Annotated in this window: 18 protein-coding genes and 4 pseudogenes; 12 read left to right on the forward strand and 10 right to left on the reverse strand. The window is 62.5% G+C overall.

Annotation, left to right across the window (positions count from 1 at the left end):
- The first annotated feature begins 941 nt into the window (after positions 1-941).
- The 7 genes and pseudogenes from IPK65_04380 (at position 942) to IPK65_04410 (ending at position 7,686) form a co-directional block, all read left to right on the forward strand.
- Positions 942-3,398, forward strand: coding sequence for a TonB-dependent receptor (locus tag IPK65_04380; GenBank protein ID MBK8162395.1), 2,457 nt, complete (start codon positions 942-944; stop codon positions 3,396-3,398).
- Positions 3,399-3,436: 38 nt separating this feature from the next.
- A pseudogene (locus tag IPK65_04385) lies at positions 3,437-4,113 on the forward strand (response regulator transcription factor).
- Positions 4,113-5,342 (forward strand): annotated as a pseudogene (locus IPK65_04390) (HAMP domain-containing histidine kinase). The pseudogenes IPK65_04385 and IPK65_04390 overlap by 1 nt, the downstream one beginning before the upstream one ends.
- Positions 5,343-5,471: 129 nt before the next feature.
- Positions 5,472-6,134: an energy transducer TonB gene (locus IPK65_04395; protein ID MBK8162396.1), complete on the forward strand. Its 663-nt coding sequence runs from the start codon at positions 5,472-5,474 to the stop codon at positions 6,132-6,134.
- 7 nt (positions 6,135-6,141) lie between these two features.
- Positions 6,142-6,873: a MotA/TolQ/ExbB proton channel family protein gene (locus tag IPK65_04400; protein MBK8162397.1), complete on the forward strand. Its 732-nt coding sequence runs from the start codon at positions 6,142-6,144 to the stop codon at positions 6,871-6,873.
- 8 nt (positions 6,874-6,881) lie between these two features.
- Positions 6,882-7,301: a biopolymer transporter ExbD gene (locus IPK65_04405; GenBank protein MBK8162398.1), complete on the forward strand. Its 420-nt coding sequence runs from the start codon at positions 6,882-6,884 to the stop codon at positions 7,299-7,301.
- Positions 7,270-7,686: an aldehyde dehydrogenase family protein gene (locus IPK65_04410; protein ID MBK8162399.1), complete on the forward strand. Its 417-nt coding sequence runs from the start codon at positions 7,270-7,272 to the stop codon at positions 7,684-7,686. Before IPK65_04405 ends, IPK65_04410 begins: the two co-directional genes overlap by 32 nt.
- Positions 7,687-7,762: 76 nt before the next feature.
- Here the strand turns inward: IPK65_04410 and IPK65_04415 are convergent, their stop codons facing one another.
- From IPK65_04415 to IPK65_04450, 8 genes and pseudogenes are all read right to left on the reverse strand, one after another.
- Complete coding sequence (locus IPK65_04415; GenBank protein MBK8162400.1) at positions 7,763-8,599, reverse strand: hypothetical protein; 837 nt, start codon at positions 8,597-8,599, stop codon at positions 7,763-7,765.
- 232 nt (positions 8,600-8,831) lie between these two features.
- On the reverse strand, positions 8,832-10,319 hold the full coding sequence (lysS, locus tag IPK65_04420) for a lysine--tRNA ligase (GenBank protein ID MBK8162401.1): 1,488 nt from the start codon (positions 10,317-10,319) through the stop codon (positions 8,832-8,834).
- 62 nt (positions 10,320-10,381) lie between these two features.
- A pseudogene (prfB, locus tag IPK65_04425) lies at positions 10,382-11,481 on the reverse strand (peptide chain release factor 2).
- Between the two features lie 167 nt (positions 11,482-11,648).
- Positions 11,649-13,400, reverse strand: a pseudogene (recJ, locus tag IPK65_04430) (single-stranded-DNA-specific exonuclease RecJ).
- Entirely contained in the window at positions 13,400-13,777 is a 378-nt protein-coding gene (locus tag IPK65_04435; protein MBK8162402.1) for a hypothetical protein, read from the reverse strand. The pseudogene recJ and the gene IPK65_04435 overlap by 1 nt, the downstream one beginning before the upstream one ends.
- Positions 13,738-14,361: a hypothetical protein gene (locus tag IPK65_04440; GenBank protein ID MBK8162403.1), complete on the reverse strand. Its 624-nt coding sequence runs from the start codon at positions 14,359-14,361 to the stop codon at positions 13,738-13,740. Before IPK65_04440 ends, IPK65_04435 begins: the two co-directional genes overlap by 40 nt.
- A 119-nt stretch (positions 14,362-14,480) precedes the next feature.
- Complete coding sequence (locus tag IPK65_04445; protein ID MBK8162404.1) at positions 14,481-14,624, reverse strand: hypothetical protein; 144 nt, start codon at positions 14,622-14,624, stop codon at positions 14,481-14,483.
- The gene (locus IPK65_04450) at positions 14,612-14,923 is read right to left on the reverse strand and encodes a prepilin-type N-terminal cleavage/methylation domain-containing protein (GenBank protein ID MBK8162405.1); all 312 of its coding nucleotides are present in this window, start codon (positions 14,921-14,923) and stop codon (positions 14,612-14,614) included. The genes IPK65_04445 and IPK65_04450 overlap by 13 nt, the downstream gene beginning before the upstream one ends.
- A gap of 151 nt (positions 14,924-15,074) precedes the next feature.
- On the opposite strand from IPK65_04450, the gene IPK65_04455 reads away from it, so the two are divergent.
- The 5 genes from IPK65_04455 to IPK65_04475 all read left to right on the forward strand — a co-directional run bounded on the left by IPK65_04455 (position 15,075) and on the right by IPK65_04475 (position 18,345).
- Positions 15,075-15,593 carry a GspH/FimT family pseudopilin gene (locus tag IPK65_04455; protein ID MBK8162406.1) on the forward strand — a complete coding sequence of 173 codons (519 nt, stop codon included), beginning with the start codon at positions 15,075-15,077 and terminating at the stop codon, positions 15,591-15,593.
- Positions 15,587-16,234, forward strand: coding sequence for a prepilin-type N-terminal cleavage/methylation domain-containing protein (locus IPK65_04460; protein ID MBK8162407.1), 648 nt, complete (start codon positions 15,587-15,589; stop codon positions 16,232-16,234). The genes IPK65_04455 and IPK65_04460 overlap by 7 nt, the downstream gene beginning before the upstream one ends.
- Entirely contained in the window at positions 16,221-17,294 is a 1,074-nt protein-coding gene (locus IPK65_04465; GenBank protein MBK8162408.1) for a hypothetical protein, read from the forward strand. Before IPK65_04460 ends, IPK65_04465 begins: the two co-directional genes overlap by 14 nt.
- 2 nt (positions 17,295-17,296) lie before the next feature.
- Positions 17,297-17,788 carry a hypothetical protein gene (locus IPK65_04470; protein MBK8162409.1) on the forward strand — a complete coding sequence of 164 codons (492 nt, stop codon included), beginning with the start codon at positions 17,297-17,299 and terminating at the stop codon, positions 17,786-17,788.
- Positions 17,789-17,952: 164 nt separating this feature from the next.
- Entirely contained in the window at positions 17,953-18,345 is a 393-nt protein-coding gene (locus IPK65_04475) for a sel1 repeat family protein (GenBank protein MBK8162410.1), read from the forward strand.
- Positions 18,346-18,363: 18 nt separating this feature from the next.
- Here the strand turns inward: IPK65_04475 and IPK65_04480 are convergent, their stop codons facing one another.
- Both IPK65_04480 and IPK65_04485 read right to left on the reverse strand, forming a co-directional pair.
- Positions 18,364-18,606 carry an EAL domain-containing protein gene (locus IPK65_04480; GenBank protein ID MBK8162411.1) on the reverse strand — a complete coding sequence of 81 codons (243 nt, stop codon included), beginning with the start codon at positions 18,604-18,606 and terminating at the stop codon, positions 18,364-18,366.
- Between the two features lie 50 nt (positions 18,607-18,656).
- Complete coding sequence (locus IPK65_04485) at positions 18,657-21,143, reverse strand: diguanylate cyclase (protein MBK8162412.1); 2,487 nt, start codon at positions 21,141-21,143, stop codon at positions 18,657-18,659.
- Positions 21,144-21,223 lie beyond the last annotated feature (80 nt).

Here is a 21,223-nt window from a genome sequence, read left to right on the forward strand (position 1 = left end):
CAAGTACTCTGAACCCTTGATCGCCACTTATTTTCAAGACTCTCCCCCGATGGTGGTCCAACGCTCAAATTAAGCGACGGGCGAAGCTCTTCCGCTTGAATGCATTGTTGGGCATGTGCTCAGTTGGATCCTGCGCTTGCACCACCACCTCCAAGGAATATGCTTGCGCCAATTAAATAGCCGAAGTCATACCAGCCGCCTGAGTTTGGAAACGAATAAATGCGGATGTCGGTAAAGAGACTGCCGATGAAGCTAAACAGAATTAGGAAGCCGTGAAGTAACCCTGAGGAAGAAGCCTGGAGGGTCGTATGCCTCCGGTGAGGGTTGACTGGCACAACTTGCCAGAACGAGCGCAAATGCCGTGACATAAGCAAAAGCGGCTAAAAGGCGCTTTCTTGATTGACTAGATCGCATGACTGTTCCTGAATGCCCAATAGCTAATTAGACGAAGTCGGCATATTGGTGATAGGCCGATTGTGTATAGCATTCGGATGCCTTCCCCCCTCTGTATCCTCCAGTAGGATACTCTTAACTCTTTCATGGATGAAAGCAGGGGGGCTCTACCCCTTTATCACGGACGGTTGAGTTAAGGGTAATGGACTTGCTTCGTTTCCGTAGACACTCAGCCTAGTTTCGCCATCCGCACTTCATATGCCTCTGGGCTTATATTTCCCAGGTGTTGGGTGCTGGCGGCAATCATTTCCAGATGAAAGATGGGCGTATTGTTGCACTCTCGCTGCAACTGTGCGAAATGGAGAGTTTGCTGCGCCATGCAACCAATTATACCGACGACATCGACCTCGTTGCCCTTGCATTGCATTTGATCGGTTCCGCTTTTTCATTGCGACGTCCACGCAGACCACTACAACATTATGTTGAGCTATTCTGTTTGTAGAGCGTTGAACGGGTGCGTGTTTATCGCAGAGCGACAACTCGCGATCATGCAATGCTGGTGTACTTCTATTCCCGCATGGAACCGGATCGACAGATGGAACGGCATACTTTATTCTTTACGGACTGGACCAGGCGTTCTTTATTCTTCCTATGCCGAGTGTCGTGCCGGCATTTCCCTTGCGTTGGACAGGCGAGCAGAGGCGCCCGGTGCACTGACTGTCATTGTCACAGATGCGAATACCAACCGGCCACTCTCAACTGTGCAGATCATAATCACGGAACGGGAAACTAATTCCACACGATCAGTAGAAACCGACGCAGGAGGTCGCGTCGTCGTTGAACAGCTCGACCCGGGCCTCTACTCGGTGAACGTGGCAAAAAGCGGGTTCGCATCATCGTATGAGCCAAGCCTACGCGTGATTACGCGCAAAAATATACAGGTTGCATTCGAACTAATTAGAGAACAGGTACTTGAGGAAATAGTGGTTCAAGCACGGCAAGCTGATGCGCTTGCATCAGCTTCCAGCACCTACCTCGATAGAGAAGCGTTGCGAAGTGCCGTTGGCGGTGGCGGAGATCCGCTGCTATCGCTGGACGGGCTACCTGGCTTGGCATCCACCGGTGAATTCGCGAACTTTAGCGTACGCGGCCGTGGCCCAAGAGATAATTTGATGTTCGTTGATGATTTTCCCTTTGACAAAGCGGTGCACTTTGATGCGTCACTCGGTGAACAAGAAGATGTCGGTGGTGGCGGCCGTTTCTCGATTTTCGCACCGAATGTTATCAGCGGGGCAGAATTTTCACCGGGTGGGTGGGGTGCGGCTTATGGCGGCCGGGCGGCTTCGCTGCTCAAACTGGAAGTCGCCGATGGCAACCCAAGCCCTTCAGCAAGTCTGCGCCTCGACCTTGCAGGCTATGAAGTTGGTTACGACGGCCCTGCCGGTATCACCGAAGATTCTTCTTTGCTCATTTCCGCCCGACGACTTGATTTCGGAGCATTTTTTGAAACGATCGAAGAACGGGACATTGGAGATCCTGTGCTAAGAGACATCATCGTAAAGTCGGTCATACCAATCAACCAGAACCACACGTTCGAAATCCTACTGATAGATACACACGAAGACTATACCCGCGATGTGACTCACGTTTTTGCGTCGCCCAATTTCGAAGATGCTGCACTTCAAGATTCTGAACAAGATAGTGATTTGCACGGTCTGACACTGCGATCATTGATCGGTGAAAATGCTGTCTGGACCAACAAGGTTTACTACCGCACAAGCGACAAGATCAGTTCAGAGGGGGAATCTTTTCCTGATCTCGTACCAGCGGGATCACCTGCGTCCAGTTTTCCGGTACGGGAAGACATTATTACCATCGGTGAAGATGAAACAGAGATCGGCTGGGGAAGCGACTTCGAGACGGCGAATCAATGGGGCATGTTCAGTGCCGGTATTCGAGTAACGCAAATTGAACTGGACTATGACACCGTCCTGGATGGCGATTGGATCCAATTTATCTACGACGACGATGATTTCAGGGCAGACCCCGATCAGCGTTATATTGTGTTGACTCCCGCCAACACCAACTCTTCACTAAATCAGAAAGAAACGAGCTACGCAGGTTATGTAGAACAGGTTTTTGAGCGCGGCGATTGGGATTTTCGCACAGGCGTGCGGTTCGAACGGGACGGTTTTGCAGACGAAAGCTTCGCGTCGCCCAGGTTCGGTGTCAATTGGCGGCCGAGTAATACGGTTAGATACTTTGCGACCGCAGGGCTCTTTCATCAATCGCCGCGATTTTTAGATCTTTCCGCTAACGAGTCGAACGACCTCAAGACCGAAGAAATCACGCACCGTAGTCTAGGTTTTGAATATTTCCCGAACAACAGCTGGTCGGTGTTGACTGAAGCCTATTATCAAGGCCTCGACAGCCTGGTTGTAGACCTTGATCGCGTTAGCGGAACATTTGCAAACATTGGTGACGGCACATCGCGCGGCTTCGATGTCGTGGCCAACCGTACGATTCGAGAAGGCATTTACGCTACCGCAACCTACTCTTATAACGATGCCGTAGTTGACCGGAAGGACGGTCGCGGTGACGTAGCTGCCGACTTCAGCCGCAAGCATGTCTCGACCCTCGGTCTGACCTGGGAAATCAACGACCGCTGGAAGGTCGCCGGGCGCTACAAATATCTTTCTGGCAGGCCAGACGAAGACTTTATTATTCACTCAGACGTGCTGGGAGCCGGACAACCTCTACGCTACTCGAAAGAGATCACTGAGCGTAATGTTGGCCGCAAAAGCAGTTACAGCTTGTTGAACCTTCGCGTTGACTATCGGCGCGCATTTGGCCCCATAGATGTAACAACCTTTCTCGATGTCATCAACGTAACGGCAGCGTCCTCGAGCGACGACACCGAGTTTGATTACCGCCGAGGCGTTGAAGTGGAAGACGATAACGAAGCCGAGCCGCTTATTGGTCTGCGTCTGGATTACGCCTGGTAAGGGGGCAGAAGATGGTACACGCGCTTGGTGCGGCGCCGATTAGAGTGTTGATTGTCGAAGACAACCGCGACATTTGCGAGAACATTGCCGCGTATCTTGAAAAGCATGGCTATGTTATGGATTTTGCCTATGACGGGATAAACGCGATGCACCTGGCGTTGACGAGTCGGTTCGACGTTATTGTTCTAGACCTGATGCTTCCGAGGATGGATGGCCTAAGTTTCTGCCAAAAGCTGCGAGCTGATGCTGAAGTAGAAACTCCCGTGCTTATGCTAACGGCGAGAGACACGCTTGACGATAAACTTAAGGGGTTCGAGGCGGGAGCTGATGACTATTTGGTCAAGCCATTCTCATTACAAGAGCTACATGCGCGACTTCAGGCGCTGTACAAACGTAGTCACCGAAATACCGGCAACCTGTTAACTGTTGGTGATCTGACTATGAACAGGTCCACGCTGCAAGTGCTTCGCGCGGGGCGGCGCATCGATCTCACCTGCGGGCATGAGACTACTTCAACGATTGATGGAAGAGGCGCCGTCTGTTGTGGCTCGCGAGGATCTCGGAAACTTTGTTGTGGACTGACGAGCGCCCCGATGGTGATGCGCTTCGCTCGCACATGTACAAGCTGCGGCAGGCTATCGATAGGCCGTTTGATAGCCCGCTAATACATACAGTGCATCGCATCGAGTACCGAATTGCAGAGGATGCTCAGTAATGTACCGGCACAGTTTGCGCAAGCGTGTCGCAATTGCATTTGCGATGTGTGTTGCTGTACTTAGCGTGGCCTGGGGATTCGCTTTCTTCGCTGCGATCAGGTTGAGCGAAGACCGTGTGCTAGCGCATCAGCTACAGCGTGCCGCCGAAAGCTATCCCTCTCTGACGATGAACCTTCGCGGATACGATGAGGTTGGTAGCTTGCCTGAATCACTCAGGGAATGGGCGCAGACAAACCCCGATGAGGGATTGTACGAATTCCAGACCGAAGAATTACATGTCGCGGTAATACCTACCGATAATGAACAGCGACACGCATTTGTGGTTTTCGACGTTGCCGGGATTGAGGCTGCGTCGTCAGAGGATTGGTGGTGGCTGCTCGTTATCACCGGTGTCGTGGGTACGCTCGGTGCTTTTGGTTTCGGGCTGGGACTTGTTGTGATGCGTAGAGCTGTCGCCCCTGTCGTGCAACTCGCCAAAGTGGTCGCGGACATCGACCTGGAACATCTATCGTCCGAAGATCATAAACGCAGAGTCTAGCCGGTTCGGTGATGATGAGGTTGGCGTACTCGCTGGGACTATTGAGCAGACTCTTGAGCGTATCAGCGCATTTGTTGCGAGGAGCGATACTTTACCGATTCAGCCAGTCATGAGTTGCGGACACCGATCACGGTGATAACAGGCGCGCTTGAGCTGCTGGAACAAAGCGACCTGTCAGCGGCCGATGTGAAAGTGGTAGATCGAGTGAGGCGTGCGACGCTCGACATGAAAACCACGATTGAAATGTTCTTGTGCCTCGCTCGCGAAACCGACGACGGGTTGTATGACGAGCAGTTTTTAGTGATGCCGCTGGTGAGCCGGGCGATAGATCAGCAGCGCTACCTGCTGAACGGCAAGTTCGTCGATGTTGATATCGACGAACTTGCAAAACCCAGAGTCTGCGGACATCCACAGGCTTTTTCTATCGCGGTCAATAATCTTGTGCGAAATGCGTTCGAGCACACGCTCGACGGGCAAGGACCGATCACGATTCGCATCAACGAGCACGAGCTATTAGTCACCAATCAGGTGAGCAGTGACCCTGATGGGCGGCAAGCGCCGGCCGAGACGTCGTCGTCTCACGGGTATGGTCTGGGCCTGGGTATTGTTCAACGGCTGTGTGAGCGCAATGGCTGGTCGTTTTCGCTGCACGTTGATGAGGCGCGTGTGGCTGCCTGTCTTTCGTGGTAGGCGGGTGTCTTACGTTTTGTGTAAACGTGCCAAAGGCAGAAGGATTGTTTCCAGGCCTGCTGAGTCGAGACTGTCATTCTCGCTATTCGGGAGACAAGGAGAAGGAGTTGGAAGAGAAGATTTATACAAATGTATAAATATACTGCCACGATACAACCCAAGTCCACGACACCTAAATGGATCCCTCTCACCCTTGTAATTGGGTTACATGCTGGTCTCATCTGGGCGTTATGGAATACGCAGATCCGCCTGGCCATTGAACAGACGGCGCCCCTGTTCGTATCGCTGATCCAGACGCCCTCGAAACAGGCGGAGCCGACGCCCGTCCCGACACCGCCGGAGCCCAAACCTCGCCCGGTAATAGAGCCCCCGCCCAAACCGCAAATCGTCTCAGAGGCGCCTGTTTTCGAGCCGACCGACTATGTAGCGCCGGCACCGGAACCCATCCCGGAACCTGAACCTGTCGCTGTGTCGGCGGCGCCCGAAGAAGTCGCCATCGAATCGGAGCAGGTCGTTCTACCTGAACTGGCCGTGGCCTGCCCGCAACGGGCCGCGCCTGTCTATCCCGTCTGGTCGAAACGGATGCGGGAGCAGGGAGTAGTGGTCCTGCGGGTCTACCTGGATACCTCCGGTCGCGTGGTACGCACCGAAGTCAATCGTACCTCCGGATCCCCTCGCCTCGACGAGGCCGCACAACAGGCGGTGCAGCGCTGGCGCTGCCGTCCGGCGACCAGGAACGGGCAGCCTGCTTCTGCCGTCGCCCTCCAATCGATCAATTTCGTCATCAATTGAGGTCATCATGGAATCTACCCTGGGCTTTTCTCATTTCCTCACCCAGACGGACACCCTGGGCAAGGTCGTTCTCGTCCTGTTGCTTCTGCTGTCGGTCTCGAGCTGGTTTTTGATCCTTACCAAAGGCCTGCAGAATTTCCTGGCGCGCCGGCGCGCTGACGACTTCCTGGCGAAATTCTGGGAGGCGGAATCCCTCGACCAGACGGCTTTCCACGACGAAAAAGGCCTGGATAACATCTTTTCACAACTGGCCCATACCGCCTGTCTTGCCGGACAGCAGGATCGTCACGGGAAGCAGAAACTCGCGGCCGCGGGCGGGATCAATGAGTACCTGACGCGTGTCTTGAGAAACGCGATCGACCAGGAAACGGCCCGGCTCGAGCATGGATTGACGCTGCTGGCCTCCGCCGGATCGGCCGCCCCTTATATCGGATTGTTTGGCACGGTATGGGGCATTTATCATGCCCTGGTCTCGATCGGGCTCGCCGGTCAAGGCACGCTGGACAAGGTGGCCGGACCGGTGGGAGAAGCCCTGATCATGACGGCGCTGGGCCTGGCGGTCGCCATTCCGGCGGTACTCGCCTACAACTACTTCACGCGCGCCAACCGTATCCTGCTGACCAGGCTCGAGGCATTTGCCCATGATCTGATTACCCTGGTCACCGTGGGGGCCGATGATCCGGAACCCGCGCAGGGTGCTAATCCCCGCCCCGCCCGTCCCCTGGTCAAAGCCGTTTGAGGAATGCCATGGCCTTCGGAAGCCTGAACAATAAATCCACGTCATCACCGATCACTGAAATCAATGTCGTACCGCTGGTCGACGTCATGCTGGTATTGCTGGTGATTTTCATCATCACGGCGCCGTTGCTTACCCATTCGATAAAAATCGATCTGCCCAAGGCCAGCAATACGACCAACCAAACGCAGCTCGAACATATCGAACTATCCATAAAGGAAGACGGCTCCGTGTTCTGGAACGGGGAGCAGGTCAACCTGGAAGATATCGACTCACGCCTCGCGTCCGCCTCGGCGCTGCAGCCTCAACCGGAATTACATATCCACGCCGACCGGCTTGCCTACTATGAGTCTGTGGCAAAGGTCATGGCCGCCGCCGGCAAGGCCGGCATGACTCGTATTGGATTTATCACGGATCCACACGAGCAATAGATGGACCATCCTCAAAAGCATTCAGATTGATAATTCTGAGATCCTACCGGTGCTGCATATCATCCGCTATCGCTCCCAGGAACTGGAGGCCATCTGCATGCAGATTAACGCATCCGGCTATGGCCTCACCTTCGGCCTGCAAAGCCGCATTGAAGATAATATGCAGCTGGTTGCAAAACACATACGCGCAGCCAATATGTATTTCAACCGCAGCATGACAGGGGCTACTGTGGGCGTGCAACCTTTCGGTGGCGAAGGGCTTTCAGGCACAGGCCCCAAAGCAGGCGGGCCGCACTACCTTACGCGTTTTGTTACCGAACGCACGCTGACCATTAACACAGCAGCCATTGGTGGCAATATTGAGTTGCTCGCGCGCGAGGATTAACGGCGCGCAAGTGCACGCCGGATATAGCGTGCGATTAAAATTCCCACCCATCCACATGCCATCATAACCACAAGCCCTACAACACCTCCGGCAACAAACATGGGGGACCGCCACCATACTGGTTGGCAGTGCGTATTATCTGAATCAGGATAAATGCCATGCCAAACAGAAATTTTATAATTGAGAAATTGCCTCTTTTGTCGTGCGCATAGATAAAAATGCCGCAAGAGAGAAGCGATGAAAACAGCGTGCTCGGATACTCCATATCCAAAAACATGCTCCATAGGATGGGCACCGCTATGAGACCCGCAAGCACCAGCACGCCCGCGACGAAGGGTACATAATCCACTTCTTCAAACATCCCGCCCGCTGGCTTGCCAGCCTGGTCTGCCAGTTGCACCTCAGGAGTCGGCAGCAAATCTGCATCATTACGCCAACCCCAGAGCGCCCACAGCAATGCTGCACTGGCGCCTATTCTGGCAAATGATAATGCCATAGCAAGGTTGGGAGACTGACTGAGGTCAAGAGTGAGACTAAGCGCTAAGAGTGCCGCGCTGACTGCCACAATAATGGAAGGTTTCTCAAAGGATCCGCCCGTCGCTTTTCTACCAATAAATACACTGCACATAATCGCCACATAGGCAGCATATCCAGCATATCTGACTATATTTCCCAAGCGCTCGATATCTGTCATTTGCGGAAAAATCGCGACATCATGCACCTTCGCCCATTCAAGCCATATGAATATCGAGCGGTTTATCAAGAGCTGCATAATCAATACAGCATAGGCAAGCGCTGCGATCGTGGCGGCATGCTTATGGTAGGGGCGTTTCTTAAGAGAAATTACCAATCCTGCGATATTGATAATCAGGAAAGGGACCATCATCGCGGCGCCGCCAAGTAATTGCAACATGACTCAACCTACTATTCTCACTGCACAATTAAACTTTGCGTAAGGTACACAGGATAATAATAGTTTGCACTTATTTTTTAGCGACCAGCCACGTTGTTCTGATTTGCAGCCATTTCGGATCCCTACTCTACTCAATCGTCCCCGACGGCTTGCTCGATAAGTCGTAGACCACCACCCGCCACGGGATAATCCTGGTCGACCAGCCTTTGATTGGCGACAGAATGCGCGGTCCCTACTCCGGCTTCATATGCGGAAACAGCAGCACATCCCGTATTGATGCGGAATCGGTGAACAGCATCACCAGGCGGTCGATGCCGATGCCTTCGCCGGCGGTCGGCGGCATGCCGTGCTCCAGTGCGCGGATGTAGTCGGCGTCGAACAGCATCGCCTCCTCGTCGCCGGCCTCGCGCGCCTGCAACTGCGCCCGGAAACGTTCGGCCTGGTCCTCGGCGTCGTTCAGCTCGGTAAAGCCGTTGGCGATCTCGCGACCGCCGATGAACAGCTCGAAACGGTCGGTCACGGCCGGGTCGGCGTCGTTGCGGCGCGCCAGCGGCGACACCTCGGTGGGATACTGGGTGATGAAGGTCGGCTCGTGCAGCTTTGATTCCACCGTCTGCTCGAACAGCTCGAGCTGCAGCTTGCCGAGGCCGTAGTCATCCTTCGCCGCGAAGCCGCGCGCGCGCAGCAGGGCGCGCAGTTTCATCGCATCAGTGAGACCGGACGCCGGAATCTCCGGGTTGTAGTGCAGGATCGCCTCGGGCAGGCTCAGGCGGCGGAACGGGCGGCCGAAGTCGAATTGTGCGCCCTGGTACTCGAAGGCGGTCGCGCCGTGCACGTGCAGGCTCAGTCCGCGCAGCATCTCCTCGGTCAGATCCATCAGGTCGTGGTAGTCGGCATAGGCCTGGTAGAACTCGAGCATGGTGAACTCGGGGTTGTGGCGCGTCGACAGGCCCTCGTTGCGGAAGTTGCGGTTGATCTCGAACACGCGCTCGAAGCCGCCGACCACCAGACGCTTGAGGTACAGCTCCGGCGCGATGCGCAGGTAGAGCGGGATGTCGAGCGTGTTGTGGTGCGTCTTGAACGGGCGCGCCGCGGCGCCGCTCACCAGGAGCTGCATCATCGGCGTCTCGACCTCGAGGAAGCCGCGCTCGGTGAGGAAGCGGCGGATGTAATCGACGACGGCGGTGCGCACGCGGAAGGTGCGCCGCGTGACCTCGCTCATGATCAGGTCGAGATAGCGCTGGCGGTAGCGCAGCTCCTGGTCGGCGATGCCGTGGTATTTGTCCGGCAGCGGGCGCAGCGCGCTTGGCAGCAGGCGGATCGCATCGACCTTCACCGACAGTTCGCCGGTCTTGGTCTTGAACAGCACACCTTCGGCGCCGAGGATGTCGCCGATGTCCCAGCGCTTGAATTCGTCGTAGGCCTCGGGCGAGATCACATCGCGCTGGATGTAGAGCTGGATCTGTCCCGACATGTCCTGCAGGTGGACGAAGCTCGCCTTGCCCATCAGCCGGCGCGTCATCATGCGGCCGGCCACCTTCACCCGCCGCGCGTCGTGCTCGAGCGCCTCCGCATCGGCGGCATCGTATTCCGCGTGCAGCTCGCCGGCGACCACGTTGCGGCGGAAATCGGTCGGGAACGGGTTGCCGCGCTCGCGCAGGGCCGCAAGCTTGTCGCGCCGTTGCGCGACCTGTTCCTGTTCGTCGTGTTCTTCCGTCATGACGCTCCTGGATGGGGACAGACCCCGTTTTTTGAAAAAGACGAAAAAACGGGGTCTGTCCCCTATACACCCTGCTTGAGGCTGGCCTCGATGAACTGGTCCAGCGCCCCATCGAGCACCGCCTGCGTGTTGCCCGTCTCGATGCCGGTGCGCAGATCCTTGATGCGCGACTGGTCGAGCACGTAGGAACGTATCTGGTTGCCCCAGCCGATGTCGCTCTTGCTGTCCTCCAGCGCCTGCTTCACCGCGCTGCGCGCGTTCAGTTCGCGCTCGTAGAGCTTGGCCTTGAGCTGTTTCATCGCGGTGGCGCGGTTCTTGTGCTGGGAGCGGTCGCTCTGGCAGGCGACCACGATGCCGCTCGGCACGTGGGTGATGCGGATCGCCGATTCGGTGCGGTTGACGTGCTGGCCGCCGGCGCCGCTCGCGCGATAGGTGTCTACCTTGAGGTCGGCCGGATTGATGTCGATCTCGATGTCGTCGTCCACCTCCGGCGACACATAGACCGCGGCGAAGGAGGTGTGGCGGCGATTGCCGGAATCGAACGGGGATTTGCGCACCAGGCGGTGCACGCCGGTCTCGGTGCGCAGCCAGCCGTAGGCGTATTCGCCGTCGAACTTCACCGTCGCGCTCTTGATGCCCGCCACCTCGCCCGCCGAGGCCTCGATCAGTTCGGTCTGGAAGCCGTGCGCCTCGCCCCAGCGCAGGTACATGCGCTCCAGCATCTGCGCCCAGTCCTGCGCCTCGGTGCCGCCGGCGCCGGCCTGGATGTCGAGGAAGGCGTTGCTGCGAGTCCATCTCGCCCGGGAACATGCGCTGGAACTCCATCGCCGCGAGCTGGCGCTCGAATTCGTCCAGGTCGGCGATCACCGCGGCGGCGGTATCCGCGTCGCCCTCCGCGTCGGCGAGCTCGAGCAGTTCGCGCGCCTCGCCCAGGCCTTCCTCGAGCCTGTCGGTTCCGCCCACCGCCTCCTGCAGCCGCACCCGCTCGCGTCCCAGTTCCTGCGCGCGCTGCGGGTTGTTCCACACCGCCGGATCCTCCAGCTCGCGCCCGACCTCGATCAGCCGTTCACGTTTGGTAGCGAGGTCAAAGATACCTCCCCAGGTCCGCGAGGCGGCCCTGCATGTCCTTGATGCGCGTGAATACGAGGTTGAGTTCGAGCATGTTGTCCGCCAATGAAATGAAGCAGGGCATTGTACTACACCGGAAATCCCAAACGGAAATCCCGTAGCGTCGTCATTCCCGCGGAAGCGGGAATCCAGAATGCGCGGGAAACCCTGGATGCCCGCGTACGCGGGCATGACGAACTGCTGGACATTCCGCGGCGATCCTCAGTCGACGATGTGCTCGATGATCAGTTGCGGACTGCGCTGGCCGCGGTATTCGTTGACGTCCAGCCGGTAGGCGATGCGGATCTCGCCCTGTCCCGCCGGGAGCGCCTCCGTCCCGGTATTGAATGCGATGGCGTCCACATGTCGCATGGTCCCCGGCAGCCGGAGCACCAGCTTGAGATGGCGCTCCCCGACGCGGCGCCGCTGCGTGATCTCGAAGCGCCCGTCGAACACAGGTTCGGGGAAGCCCTGTCCCCAGGGGCCAGCCTCGCGCAGCAGCTCGGCAAGGTCGAGCGAGATCTCCTCCGCGGCGAGCTCGCCGTCGCTGTAGATCACCCCGCGCAGCTCGGCCGGATCGAGATGGCGGCGCACCTCCGCCTCGAAGGCGTCCCGGAAGGCCGGGAAATCCTCCGCACGCAGGGGGTCAGGCCGGCCGCCATCGCGTGTCCGCCGAAGCGGATGATCAGTCCGGGATGCCGCGTCGCCACCGCGTCGAGCGCGTCGCGGATATGCAGGCCGGCGACCGAGCGCGCCGAGCCCCGATCTCGCCATCCCCACCCGGCGCGAAGGCGATGACCGGGCGATGCAACTGTTCCTTCAGGCGCGACGCCAGGATCCCGATCACGCCCTGATGCCAGTCCTCGTGTACAGGCACAGGCTCACGCCCTCGGCGTCCGGCCGCGCGTCGGCGGCGAGGAGGCCGAGGCAGGCCTGGGCCTGGACCTGCATCTCGCCCTCGATGCGCCTGCGCTCGCGGTTGAGTTCGTCGAGCCGCTCCGCCATCGCGAGGGCGGCGGCCTCGTCGTCGCACAGCAGGCATTCGATGCCGAGCGACATGTCCTCGAGCCGGCCGGCGGCATTGAGGCGCGGACCGAGGGCGAAGCCGAGGTCCGTCGCGGTGAGCCGCGCCGCATCGCGCTTCGCCACCCGGCCCAGCGCGCGGATGCCCGCGCAGCCCGCCCCGCGCCGGATGCGCGCGAGCCCCTGCGCCACCAGGGTGCGGTTGTTCTGGTCGAGCACCGCCACGTCGGCCACGGTGCCGAGCGCCACCAGGTCGAGCAGTTCGGCGAGCCTGGGCTCGTTGATCCCGCGCGCGGCGAACCATCCCGCCTCGCGCAGCCGCCTGCGCAGCGCCAGCATGACGTAAAAGATCACGCCGACGCCGGCCAGGCACTTGCTCGGAAACGCGTCGCCGGGCTGGTTCGGGTTCACGATCACGGCGGCTGCCGGGAGCTGCCGTCCCGGCAGGTGGTGATCGGTGATCAGCACGCGGATGCCGCTCTGGTTCGCCGCCGCCACGCCCTCGACGCTGGAGATGCCGTTGTCCACCGTGATGATCAGTTCGGGTGGCCGCTCGGGATTCTGGCGTTGCGCGAGCGCGACGATCTCGGGCGTGAGACCGTAGCCGTATTCAAAGCGGTTGGGCACAAGGTAGTCGACCGAGCGCGCGCCCATCATGCGCAGGGCGCGCATGGCAAGCGCGCAACTGGTCGCGCCGTCGGCGTCGAAATCGCCGACGATCAGGATGCGGCCGCCGGATTCCAGCAATTCATGCAGCAGTTCCGCCGCCGCATCGCAGCCGGACAGCAGCTCCACCGGCAGCAGGCTTTCGAGCGAGCGCTCGAGTTCGCGCGCGGTGCCGATACGCCGGCCGGCGTAGATGCGCTTCAGCACCGGATGCAGGTCGGCCGGGAAACCGTTTTCCGCGTCCGACGCAGCGGTCTGCCGGCGTTGAATGAGGAAATTTGTCATTATTGTCCTTCCAGGTGCCGGCGCGATTCCCGGACGAAGGCGGTGAACGGCCGCGCGCGGCGCCACCAGCGCCGCGCCAGTTTCGGTGTGACATGATAATCGAGCGCGCCGCCCCCGCCTATGGTGATAGCGGCGACCCTCCCGCCGCGCACCAGGGTCCACAGCGGTTCGAACCAGCGCTCGTCCAGCGCCCGCATCCCCGCGTACCATTCCTCCACGTCGCCGAGCAGCGCCGGCGCGGCGAGGCGGTCGAGCACGACGAGGTGGCGGCCGGCGCCGGCGCCGCCGAACCAGGCGGCGGCGTCCGCCGGCAGGCCGCGCGGCGCGAGTCCCGCATTCAGGGCGAGCCCGCGTGCGAGCGGATGTTCGCTCCACACCTGAGTAATGCGTGCCGGCCCGCCGCCGGCAGGGTGCCGCCGCCCCAGAACCATACGCTGTTGATCTCGGCCTCCCCGCGCGCCTTGCGATGTTGATTGACCTCGCTGGCGTGCAGCAGCATCTGGATCTCGTTGAGCAGCCGGCGCCAGGCGCGCGCGTCCTCGCCCTGCGGGAGGTGCGGCCGGATGTCCTGTCCCAGCACCATGTCGAGGGGAGTGAAGTCCACGGCAGGCGCCTGCGGCAGACGGAGGTACCAGCGCGCGGGGTCAGGCGCCTCCGGCACCACCGCGTGCGCCAGGTCCGAATCGGCAAGGTGTCGCCCGATTTCCCCGCACAGGGCGGCGGCCTCTTCCCGGCGCACCGGTCCCGCCCCGGTCAGCACCACCCGATCCTGGCCGACGCGCAGGTGCACCGGATCCGCGCGCAGGCAATAGCCGCCCCCCGGGCTGCCGCCGTCGGACAGCAGCGTCAGCGGCGCCGCGGGCAGTTCGGCCGCGCCGTGCGCACCGATGCCGAAGGCGCTGAACAGGTCGGCCGTCAGCCCGCCGCGTCCGGCCGGCTGCGCCTCGGCGCGGGCTAGCAAACGGGTCAGTGCGCCCGCCCCCGCCGCATCATCCCCGGCCGCGCCGCGCGGGCCGAACAGGCCGGGATCAACAGAACCAGCTCCGGCGCTGCAGCCCCCACCTCAGTCTCCCTGTGGCATCAGCGCGGCCAGCATCCCGCCTGTTCCGGATCGTCGAGACCGGGACCGTTCTGGTCGATCGTCAGGGTCCCGCACGCGTCGTGGACCTGGTCGGTCCCGGTACGGGGCGTGGCGCGGGCGCGGAAGGCGGTCATCGGGTCCACCACTGCCTCCAGCGTGATGCGGTAATGGCCGGCCGGAGAATCGACCTCCTCGGCCGGCCAGCCCAGCGCCGTAAGCCCTTCGGCGTAATGCTGATGTGTGGCGCGATAGCGCTCCTGCTCAAGCTGGATCCTGAACAATTCCATCGTCGCGTCCGTGCGCCGGCTCTTGCGCACCATGTCGTGATACGAGGGAAGGCGATGGTGATCAATATGCCCAGGATGGCCAGCGCGGCCAGCAGTTCGATCAAGGTGAAACCGTCCTTCCCGTGTCCGTGTACGTCCCTGTCCCGGCGCGGCATGATCCCTCCTCCCTGGGTTGTGTCCGCCTGCCGCGGCACCGATTGTCTCGCGCCCGGCGCGGCGCTAGACTACGACGAGCCGCACGGATCGCGGCTGCGGCAGTCTCCCTGACCGCCGGTATGCGTCGGATCGTTGGCAAACGGATTTGCTATGCGATGCACTCTACCACACGGCTTCACCCTCATCGAGCTGATGCTGGCGCTCGCGGTGCTGTCCGTGCTCGCGGTCACCGCCGCCCCCTCGTTGCTCGACCTGCTCGACCGCCAGCGCCTGCGCGGGGCCGCGGAAAACCTCCGCGGCGACCTGCTGCTCGCGCGCGCCGAGGCGCTGCGGTTGAACCTCCCGGTCAGTGTCTCGTTCCGGATCGACACGGAGGACGCACACTGGTGCTACGGCCTGAGCGACGCCGGTCCGTGTGACTGCCGGGCGGACGGCGCCTGCCGGGTCGCGGACGCGCCTGTGCACGGCGCTTCCGCGGAACGGTTCCGGCGCATCGCGCTCGCCACCAACCTGCGCCAGGAGACGGCGACGTTCCAGCCCGCGCGCGGCACGGTCAACGCAGGCACGGTGACGCTCACTGCGGGCGCGCAGGCGGTGGACGTCGTGCTGAGCGCGCTCGGCCGGGTGAGGCTCTGCTCCGACCACCTGGGAGGGTATCCGCCATGCTGACGCGCGTACGCCAGTGCGGTTTCAGCCTGGTCGAACTGATGGTGGCGATCACCCTCGGACTGTTCGTCCTCGCGGGCGTCTCCTATCTCCACGCGGAGGTGGTCAGGGCCAATGCCGCCGTGCTCAAGACCGCCCACTTGCAGCAGACGCTGTGGTCGCTGATGGCACTCATCGCGGACGACGTGCGGCGCGCCGGCTACTGGAGCCGCGCCGAGCTCACCCTCGACGGCACCGCCGCCAACGGCTACGCCCCCATCCGCCTCGTCGACGGCGACTGCCTTCTGTACAGCTATGACGAGGACAAGGACGACGCGGACGGCGCGCCGGACCCCGGGGACCAGCACGGCTTCCGCCTGTCAGGCGCGGGCGTCCAGCTCAAGACCAGTGACGATGCCTGCGGCGGAACCACCTGCGCGGACTGCGGCAGCGGCACCTGGTGGCTGATGAACGACCCGGACGGCGTCCGCGTCACCGCCCTGTCCTTCTCCCTCGCCGAGCGCGCCGAGCCCTTCGACGGCACCGGACGCGAGATCGTGGCGCGCGAGATCGGCATACGCCTGGAGGGCGAGATCGCGCACGATCCCGCGGTGCGCCACCGGCTCGATACCAGCGTCAGCGTGCGCAACCATGAGATCCGCTGAACCGGTCCGCGCCGCCGGCACCCAGCGCGGCGCCGCGACGCTGGTCGTCACCGTCATGCTGCTGTTCTCGCTGAGCCTGATGACGCTCTACGCCGCGCGCGTGGGCGTCGTCGAGCAGCGTCTCGCGGCGAACGATGAGCAGGCGCGCGCGGCATTCGCCGCCGCGCAGGCCGGCCTCGAGCACACGCTGAACGGTCTCGCCGCGCTCGACCGCGCGTCGCTGGAATACGACGCCGATGGCTGGACCGCGCTCGATGCCGGCGCCGCCACCCTGCCCAACGGCACGGACTACCGCGCGGAGGCGCACAACCGTGCGCTGATCCCGTACGACTCCAGGCTGCTCCGCCTCGAGGCAGAGGGCTCCACCGGCGCGGGCGGCGGCGTGCGATCGGCGACGCTGCTGGCGGCGTTCGCCCCGTTGCTGCCGAACGTGCCGCCCGCGCCGCTGGTGGCGCGCGGCGGCCTGGCGCCCGCGGATCCGCTCACGCTGGTGAACCTGGAACGTCCGGTCGGCGCGTGGACCGGAGGCGCATACACGCCCGGCGGCGCGCTCGACCCGCAATTCTCCGCGCCCGCCTCCTGTCCGCCGTCCGGGATCTGCGCGGATGACGCCCGCATCGGCGCGCTGACGCCGGAGGCGTTTTTCGCCAACACCTTCGGCCGCGCGCCGCAGGCCATGCGTTCCGCCGCCCATGTCGCGCGCTGCGCCGCGTGCGATCCTGCCACGGCGCCGTCCGGCGCCCGGCTCGTCTGGTTCGAGAACGACGGCGCGCCCGTCACGATCGCGGCGGGTGAGCTGGGGACGGAGGAACACCCGGTCGTCGCGATCGTCGCCGGCGATTTCGCGCCGGCGGGCGCGCTCAGGATCCATGGACTGCTGTTCGTGCTGGGCGACTGGACCGCGGGCGGCGCGCCGCTCGCGGTGGAGGGCGCCGTCGTCGTCGCGGGCGATGCCGTCGACACCGGCCCGGCCGAGCTCATCTATCACGCCGGCCACCTGGAATCCCTGCATCAGTCCGGACGCTACGCCTTCGTCCCGGGGAGCTGGATCGACCTGTGAACATGTCACGCTCCGCCGCCAGCCCCGGAGCGCGCGGCGCGACCGCCAAAGGCGCGCGCGGTTTCGCCCTGCTGGAGGTCCTCATCACGCTCGGCATCAGCCTGTTCGCGCTGAGCGCACTGATGCGCCTCCAGGGGGAACTGTTCCGGGGCGACACGCAGGCCAGGGCGCGTACCCAGGCCGTACTGCTGGCCGAGCAGCGCCTGGAGATGCTCTATGGCGCGATCTCCGTCGCCGGGACCGATGCGGCATCCGACGGCATGGATGCCTGGACCGCCGCGCTCGAACCCGCGGACGCGGATACGACGCCGATGTACACCCGCGCCTGGTCCGTCGACGACTCGGGAGACACCGCGCGCATCGAGATCCGCGTGACGTGGAGCGACCACGCCGGCGTCGCCCGGGGCCTCGACCTGGCGACGCTCGTCGACCCGGTTGCGGACAACTATGGCGCCGCCGCGTGGACGGCCGCCGGATACATCGGGCTGGAATAGACGTTCGCCGCGCGAAACAGTTCTCACCGCGGAAAAGGCGGGGGAACCCGGACCCCGTGCGGGGCGTCTATCTTATGTGGAGAGGAGTAGCGGAGGAACGGCCACCGAAAGGTGATCTCAATTTACTGCACCACAGTTCATCAGGCACGGAAGGAGTTACCGCAATGAATACGTTTCGCCCCCGCCTGCAGTATGCACTTCTCGCCCTACTGCCGTCGCTTGCCTTCGCATCGACGGCCGCCACCGATCCCTACGCCGCCGGTTACGACCTCGCCCTCGCCGGCGACTACCGCACGGCCTATGACGTGTGGAAGCCGCTGGCCATGAGCGGCGACGGTCGCGCCCAGTTCAACCTCGGCCTCATGTATCACGGCGGACTCTACGTCGATCCCAACGAGGCGGCGGCGGTCGACTGGTATCGGGCCGCGGCGGAAAACGGCGTCCGCGAGGCGCAGGAATACATGTACGTGGCATACCGGGAAGGCTGGTTCGGGTTACCCAAGGCCGATGCTCAGGCCGACTACTGGGCGGGCAGGCTGGCGGAGAATCCCTCCTAGCCCGGGGCGCGGGACGGCTCAGGCGGCGGAGCTCAGGTCGAGACCCCTGCCGTCCAGCAGGAGCCGTTTCATCTCGTGCACCGTGAGGGGAGGGCTGAACAGGTAGCCCTGCATCAGGTCGCAGCCGCAGCGCCGCAGGAAATCCAGTTGCGCGCTCGTCTCGACGCCCTCCGCGACCACCGCGAGCTTGAGACTGTGCGCCATCAGGATGATCGTGTTGACGATGGTCGCGTCGTCGCTGTTCAGCGTTATGTCGCGCACGAAGGAGCGGTCGATCTTGATGGTGTGGACCGGGAAGCGCTTGAGGTAGCTCAGCGAGGAATATCCGGTGCCGAAGTCGTCGATCGCGAACCGGACAGGCAGGCAGGTCGTTTCTCGGTGAAGGGCGGGATCGACGCCGGAGCGGCGGAGATCGCATCGATCGCCGAAGCCGAGGTCGTGGAGCTGGCGGCGACAGGTGGACGACACGCAGCGGCCGCGCGCTCGACTCGCCCAGTGCTCGCAGGCCGAACGCAGGACCAGTTCCCCACCGGCACGATCAGGCCGGTCTCCTCCAGCAGCGGAATGAAGCGTTCCGGACTGACGATGCCCATCTCGGGATGGATCCAGCGGACCAGCGCCTCGGCGCCGGTCACGCGGCCGTCCGCCAGATCGATCTGCGGCTGGTAGTACAGCTCGAATTCCCCCCGGTTGAGGGCATGGCGCAGGCTGGTCTCCAGCGACAGGCGCTCGTAGGCCTTGGCGCTCATCTCGTGCGAGTAGAACTGGTAGGTGTTGCGCCCGAGCTCCTTGGCGCGGTACATGGCCGAATCCGCGTGCTTCAGCAGCGTATAGACGTCGCCGCTGTCGTCGGGATACAGGCTGATCCCGATGCTGGTGGTGACGAACAGCTCGTGGCCGTCAACCGCGAAGGGCCGGGCCAGTTGCTCGATGATCTTGCCGGCCACGTGCACCGCCGCGTCTCCGCCTTCGACGTCCTCCAGCAGGATTGCGAACTCGTCGCCGCCGAAGCGCGCGATGGTGTCGCCCTGGCGGATACAGCCGGCGATGCGCCCGGGAAACGCCTGCAGCAGCCGGTCGCCGACGTCGTGGCCGAGCGTGTCGTTGATGGTCTTGAACTGGTCCATGTCGAGGAACATCACCGCCATCAGTTTCTGCCGGCCGCGCCGGTTCAGCGCGTGCACCAGGCGCTCCATGAACAGCGCGCGGTTGGGCAGCCCGGTCAGCACGTCGTGGTAGGCGAGGCGGTGCAGGCGTTCCTCCGCCTGCATGCGCTCGGTGATGTCCTTGCCGCTGGAGATGAAATGGGTGGTCCTGCCCCCGGCGTCCTTCAGCGGCGTGATGGTCTTCTCCTCGTAATACAGGGTGCCGTCCTTCTTGCGGTTGACGAAGATGTCCTGGAACACCTGTCCGGCATTGAGCGCCTCCCACAGGCGGCGGAAGAAATCCGCATCGTGGCGGTCGGACCGGACAATGTCCGGCCGGCGCCCGATCGCCTCCTCGCGCGCGTAGCCGGTCATGCCGGTGAAGGCGGGATTGACGTATTCGATCGTGCCGCCGGCATCGGTGATCATGACCGAGTCCGCCGCCTGCTCCAGCGCGCTGGACAGCTTCCGCATCTGCGCATCGGCGCGCAGGCGCTCCGCGATCTCGCGCTCCAGTTCCGCGTTGCTCGCGCCCAGTTCGACCGCCAGCGCTTCGATCCGCTGCGCGCGTGCCGCGATCACGCGCAGGTAGAGGTACAGCAGCATGCTCAGCGTGATCCCGACACCGAGCACCGCCCAGGCGCGCCAGAAGACCCGGCCGGCCAGATAGGCGGGCGCAGGCCTGAATACCAGCGACCAGTGCAGGCCGCCGATGCTGAGGTCGGTCTCCCAGGTGAAACGCGCCGGACCCGGCGCATCCTGCGGCACCAGTCCCGCGTCCACCGGGACCGGTGCATCCGTACCGCGGTAGCGGTACAGAAAGCGCTCGTCGACGGCAGCGTTCTCGTCATAGACCCAGATGTCGATGCCCTGCACCGCGCTGTCCCGCAAGGCTTCCCGCAGCATGTCGCCGATCCGGAACACCTCGAGCAGATACCCCTGCAGATGTCGCCGGCGCAGGTCCACGCCGTCGAGCTGTGCGCCGCGTGCGTACACGGGCTGCACCAGCAGGGCGCCGTACTGTTCGGAGCCGCCGTTGTCGAACACCAGCTTCTCGGCATTGACCCAGTCCGCCGTGTCGCGCGCCTGTTCCAGGTCGGTGCGCATGGCGGGATCCGAGGCCAGGTCATAGCCGAGCAGGTGGCTGTTCTGTTGCACGGGTTCCGCGAAATAGATCGGGAAATAGGCCGGACGCGCCGCGGCCGGGGTGAACCGGCCCTCGTCGCTCAGTTCGGTGAACCGGAAGCCGGCAAACCCGGCGCGTGCGGCCCCGGCCTCCATGTCCGCGCGCGCTGCGGCGGTGACGCGGGGCACCCAGGCGATCATCTGGAGGTCCCGGTGATGTGCGAGGTTGTGATCGACGAAGCGCCGGAACTCGGTGCGGGTGACGTTATCCGAGGCGCTGTACAGGCCGACCAGCGAATTCATCAGGTCGAGGTGGCGTTCCACCTCCTTGGTGATGTCCGAGGCATGGGTCCCGGCGAGAAACTCGAACTCCGCCTGGGTGATGGCGTACTCCCAGTCGCGCACCAGGAAGGCGAGCAGGCGGGATACGGCGATGCCGGCGGCCAGCACCACCACCTGGAAGGTGAGGAACCGGACCGGCAGGCTGTCCTCGTTCAGAACCCGATTCGTACACTCTGGTGCAGACACTCCGCCCCCGCCGCCGCGCCTGTGGCAGGCCCAGCCTTGATCCCGCTCCCTATATCGGTCCCGGGCGGGGTGAGTGTTAG

This window comes from Gammaproteobacteria bacterium (genome assembly GCA_016712635.1).
Classification (GTDB): Bacteria; Pseudomonadota; Gammaproteobacteria; order SZUA-140; family SZUA-140; genus JADJWH01.

What these genes read in the sequence shown, in the direction of transcription:
- IPK65_04380 (MBK8162395.1), top strand. Translation starts at nt 942, where the DNA reads ATGCAATGCTGGTGTACTTCTATTCCCGCATGGAACCGGATCGACAGA.
- IPK65_04395 (MBK8162396.1), top strand. Translation starts at nt 5,472, where the DNA reads ATGTATAAATATACTGCCACGATACAACCCAAGTCCACGACACCTAAA.
- IPK65_04400 (MBK8162397.1), top strand. Translation starts at nt 6,142, where the DNA reads ATGGAATCTACCCTGGGCTTTTCTCATTTCCTCACCCAGACGGACACC.
- IPK65_04405 (MBK8162398.1), top strand. Translation starts at nt 6,882, where the DNA reads ATGGCCTTCGGAAGCCTGAACAATAAATCCACGTCATCACCGATCACT.
- IPK65_04415 (MBK8162400.1), bottom strand. Translation starts at nt 8,599, where the DNA reads ATGTTGCAATTACTTGGCGGCGCCGCGATGATGGTCCCTTTCCTGATT.
- lysS (MBK8162401.1), bottom strand. Translation starts at nt 10,319, where the DNA reads ATGACGGAAGAACACGACGAACAGGAACAGGTCGCGCAACGGCGCGAC.
- IPK65_04450 (MBK8162405.1), bottom strand. Translation starts at nt 14,923, where the DNA reads ATGCCGCGCCGGGACAGGGACGTACACGGACACGGGAAGGACGGTTTC.
- IPK65_04455 (MBK8162406.1), top strand. Translation starts at nt 15,075, where the DNA reads ATGCGATGCACTCTACCACACGGCTTCACCCTCATCGAGCTGATGCTG.
- IPK65_04460 (MBK8162407.1), top strand. Translation starts at nt 15,587, where the DNA reads ATGCTGACGCGCGTACGCCAGTGCGGTTTCAGCCTGGTCGAACTGATG.
- IPK65_04465 (MBK8162408.1), top strand. Translation starts at nt 16,221, where the DNA reads ATGAGATCCGCTGAACCGGTCCGCGCCGCCGGCACCCAGCGCGGCGCC.
- IPK65_04470 (MBK8162409.1), top strand. Translation starts at nt 17,297, where the DNA reads ATGTCACGCTCCGCCGCCAGCCCCGGAGCGCGCGGCGCGACCGCCAAA.
- IPK65_04475 (MBK8162410.1), top strand. Translation starts at nt 17,953, where the DNA reads ATGAATACGTTTCGCCCCCGCCTGCAGTATGCACTTCTCGCCCTACTG.